Annotated in this window: 3 protein-coding genes; all 3 read left to right on the forward strand. The window is 40.6% G+C overall.

Annotated features, from left to right (window positions below):
* Positions 1 to 148: 148 nt before the first annotated feature.
* The 3 genes from glmU (at position 149) to Q0212_RS13300 (ending at position 3,899) form a co-directional block, all read left to right on the forward strand.
* Positions 149 to 1,516 (forward strand): bifunctional UDP-N-acetylglucosamine diphosphorylase/glucosamine-1-phosphate N-acetyltransferase GlmU, encoded by a 1,368-nt coding sequence (glmU, locus tag Q0212_RS13290; protein ID WP_297926318.1) that lies wholly within the window; start codon positions 149 to 151, stop codon positions 1,514 to 1,516.
* Between the two features lie 22 nt (positions 1,517 to 1,538).
* Positions 1,539 to 3,368 carry a glutamine--fructose-6-phosphate transaminase (isomerizing) gene (gene glmS, locus Q0212_RS13295; protein ID WP_297926319.1) on the forward strand — a complete coding sequence of 610 codons (1,830 nt, stop codon included), beginning with the start codon at positions 1,539 to 1,541 and terminating at the stop codon, positions 3,366 to 3,368.
* Between the two features lie 72 nt (positions 3,369 to 3,440).
* On the forward strand, positions 3,441 to 3,899 hold the full coding sequence (locus tag Q0212_RS13300; RefSeq protein ID WP_297926322.1) for a type I restriction enzyme HsdR N-terminal domain-containing protein: 459 nt from the start codon (positions 3,441 to 3,443) through the stop codon (positions 3,897 to 3,899).
* Positions 3,900 to 3,968 lie beyond the last annotated feature (69 nt).

Genomic DNA, 3,968 nt, shown 5'->3' on the forward strand with positions numbered 1-3,968 from the left:
GAGGTGTGCGGCAGGATATTGCCGTCCTGTAGAGGGAATCCTCGCCGTTCAAGGGTGGGGAGGATGTCAATGTATTGTTTCGCCACAATGCAAAAACCCATAAAAAGGTAGCATTTATGCTGCCTTTTTTTGTTTTAGGTAGTTTAAGATGGAATTAAGTGTCATTATTTTAGCGGCGGGTAAAGGTACTCGCATGAAGTCGGTATTGCCAAAAGTGATGCAGCCCTTGGCAGGAAAACCCTTATTGGCGCATGTGTTGGCAACTGCACAAGAGTTACAATCTAGCCGCACCATTGTTGTTTATGGTCATGGCGGCGAAGTGGTACAAAAGCATTTTGCTAATCAAGACAATTTAGCATGGGCGTTACAAGCAGAACAAAAAGGCACAGGCCATGCGGTACAAATGGCTTTATCACAATTACCTGAAACAGGTAAAAGTTTAATTCTATATGGTGATGTGCCATTAACTACCCCCGAAACCTTACAAAAATTATTAGATTTAGTGGTCGATAATCAAAAAATTGCCCTGTTAACCGTTAATTTAGCAAATCCAACAGGTTATGGTCGCATTGTTCGTGAAGCAGGTTTGGTGCAACGTATTGTTGAGCAAAAAGATGCCTCAGAGCAAGAAAAACAAATTACTGAAGTCAATACAGGCATTTTGTGTGTACCTAATTGTCATTTGCATCAGTGGTTACCCACCTTAAAAAACAATAATGCCCAAGGTGAATATTATTTAACGGATGTCATCGCTTTAGCTGTGCAGCAAGGTTTAGCCGTGCATACTTACCAGCCGCAAGCGGCATGGGAAGTTGAAGGGATTAATGATAAATTACAACTATCAACACTGGAGCGTGTTTATCAGCGTTTACAAGCAGATAACTTAATGCGTGCAGGTGCAACGATTATTGATCCTGCACGGTTTGATATGCGTGGTACAGCGACTATAGGCATGGATGTATTTTTTGATGCCAACGTCCTTTTAGAAGGAGATAATCATTTTGGTAATGGAGTGAAAGTTGGCACAAATTGTGTTATTAAGAATTGTAAAATTGCTGATGGTGTTGAAATTCGTGCTAATTCGGTGTTAGAAGATGCTGAAATTGGCCAAAATGCTCAAATTGGTCCATTTGCTCGTATTCGTCCACAAAGTAAAATTGGAGCAAACGTTCATATTGGTAATTTTGTCGAAACCAAAAATACGATTATGGCCGATGGTGCAAAAGCCAATCACTTAGCCTATTTGGGTGATAGTGAAGTGGGTGAGCGTAGCAATATTGGTGCAGGTACCATTACTTGTAACTATGATGGGGCTAATAAGTTTAAAACAATTATTGGTGCGGATGCCTTCATTGGTTCAAATTCATCATTAATTGCCCCTGTTGTCATTGGTGATGGTGCAACAACAGGTGCTGGTTCAGCAATTAGTAAAGATGTGCCTGCTAATCATTTGGCGGTTGCACGTGGCATTCAGCGTAACATTGAGGGATGGAATCGTCCCCAAAAGAAAAAATAACTAATAGTTTAGGAGAAAAACTATGTGTGGGATTGTAGGTGCAGTTGCTGAACGTAATGTAGCTGCCATTTTAATTGAAGGTTTAAAACGTTTAGAGTATCGTGGATATGATTCTGCGGGCTTGGCGGTCATTCATAATAATAGCGTAGTGCGCGAGCGTCGTTCAGGTAAAGTCCGTGAATTAGAGCTTGCGGCTGAAGCAGCGCAGGTTAATGGTCATATTGGCATTGCTCATACTCGTTGGGCAACACATGGTGCACCAACCCAAGATAATGCCCATCCGCATGTGTCTGGTGATATTGCCGTTGTCCATAACGGCATTATTGAGAATTATGAAGAATTACGTCACGAATTAACTGCACAAGGTTACCAATTTGTTTCACAAACCGATACCGAGGTGGTTGCGCATTTGGTGCATCGTGAATTACAGCATACACACGATTTATTTGCTGCGGTTAAAAAGTCTGTTACTTATTTAGAAGGTGCTTACGCGTTAGGCATTATTCGTGCATCTGAACCTGCACGTTTAATTGCGGTGCGTAAAGGCTCTCCTTTAGTCATTGGTTTAGGTATTGGTGAAAATTTTATTGGCTCTGATCAATTAGCGTTATTACCTGTCACTAATCGTTTTTTATATTTAAACGAAGGCGATATGGCAGAAGTGTATCGTGAACAAGTCAAAGTATATAACGAAGATGGACAGCCGATACAACATCCTATTACTGAATTAGATGCACAATTACATAACAGTGATAAAGGTGGCTATCGTCACTATATGCTCAAAGAAATTTATGAGCAGCCACAAGCGATTCAACGCACTTTAGATGGCCGTGTCGTTGATGGATTAGTCAATCCACAAGCTTTTGGTGTTAAAGCATCTGATATTTTGGCTAAGGTTAAACATATTCAAATTATTGCTTGTGGTACCAGTTATCACGCAGGTTATGTGGCACGTTATTGGTTTGAAGCTTTAGCAGGGGTGTCGTGTACTGTCGAAGTAGCTAGTGAATATCGCTACCGCGAAACAGTATTACCCGAAAATACCTTGTTAGTCACTATTTCTCAATCGGGCGAAACGGCAGATACTTTAGCCGCTTTACGTGAAGCACAAAAACGTGGCATTTTAGCTTCCTTGTGTATTTGTAATGTGCCAACCTCCACCTTGGTTCGTGAGTCTGATTTATCGTTTATTACCCATGCAGGCCCAGAAATTGGTGTGGCATCTACCAAAGCTTTTACCACACAATTAGTGGCCTTGATGTTGTTGGTGTTAAATGTCGGTCATGTTCGTGGTCGTTTAAACCAAGAAACCGAAGCCAAAATTGTTCGCCAATTGCAAAATTTACCTGTTGTGTTAGAAAGTGTCTTGGGCTTAGACAAAGCAATTGAGCGTATGGCAATTGCTTTTGGCGAAAAACATCATACCTTGTTCTTAGGTCGTGGTGCGCAATATCCTGTCGCAATGGAAGGGGCGTTAAAGCTCAAAGAAATTTCTTATATTCATGCTGAAGCTTATGCCGCAGGTGAGTTAAAACATGGGCCTTTAGCCTTGGTGGATAAAGATATGCCTGTGGTGGTGGTTGCACCTAATAACGACATGATTGATAAGTTAAAATCAAACTTACAAGAAGTGCGTGCGCGTGGTGGTCAATTATTTGTCTTTGCTGATCATCATGTGTCAATTCGTAATGAAGATGGTATTACGGTCTTGGGGATTCCGAGTGTGGCTGATGAAGTTGCCCCGATTATTTATACCGTGCCATTACAGTTATTGTCCTATCATGTGGCGGTGATTAAAGGTACAGACGTTGACCAACCGCGTAATTTGGCCAAGAGTGTGACGGTGGAGTAAGTTTGGGTAGAGATAGGACTTACGCGTAATTATCAATAGCTAAGTCCTAGCATTTTTTTGGAATAAAAAGTAATGACATTGTTTGAACAAGGCTTAACGCAAAAACTGATTGAAATTTCAGAAGATAAATCAACAATCACTTATCTGCATCAAGGTAAAAGTAGAAATTACAATAACCCTGAAGAAAAAGTACAAGCCGAAGCCTTTTTAAAACTGGTGCTTGAACATGGTTATCCAGTTGAAAATATTAAACAGTTTGTTAGTGTGACCATTGGTTCAGATAAACGAGAAGCGGATATTGTGGTGTATGATGATACAACACATCAAAAGCCAATCATTATTGTTGAAGCCAAGAAAAATGATGTTACCCAAGCCGAATTTAATCAAGCGATTAATCAATGTTTTAGCTATGCCAATGCTTTGGCAGGCACAGTAAAATATATTTGGGTGTATTCAGGTTTATTAAGTGAAGTTTTCCGTTTTGATAAAGCTTTATTTCTTTTTCGCCACACAAAACATCGGCCTTGGTGAGAACAATTCCCTGGCAATCGGTGAGCTGACAAGCCACTTTGAGTTCATCAAGATTTGTCCAACCCACTC

It is taken from the genome of uncultured Agitococcus sp., assembly GCF_937920075.1.
Taxonomy (GTDB): Bacteria; Pseudomonadota; Gammaproteobacteria; order Pseudomonadales; family Moraxellaceae; genus Agitococcus.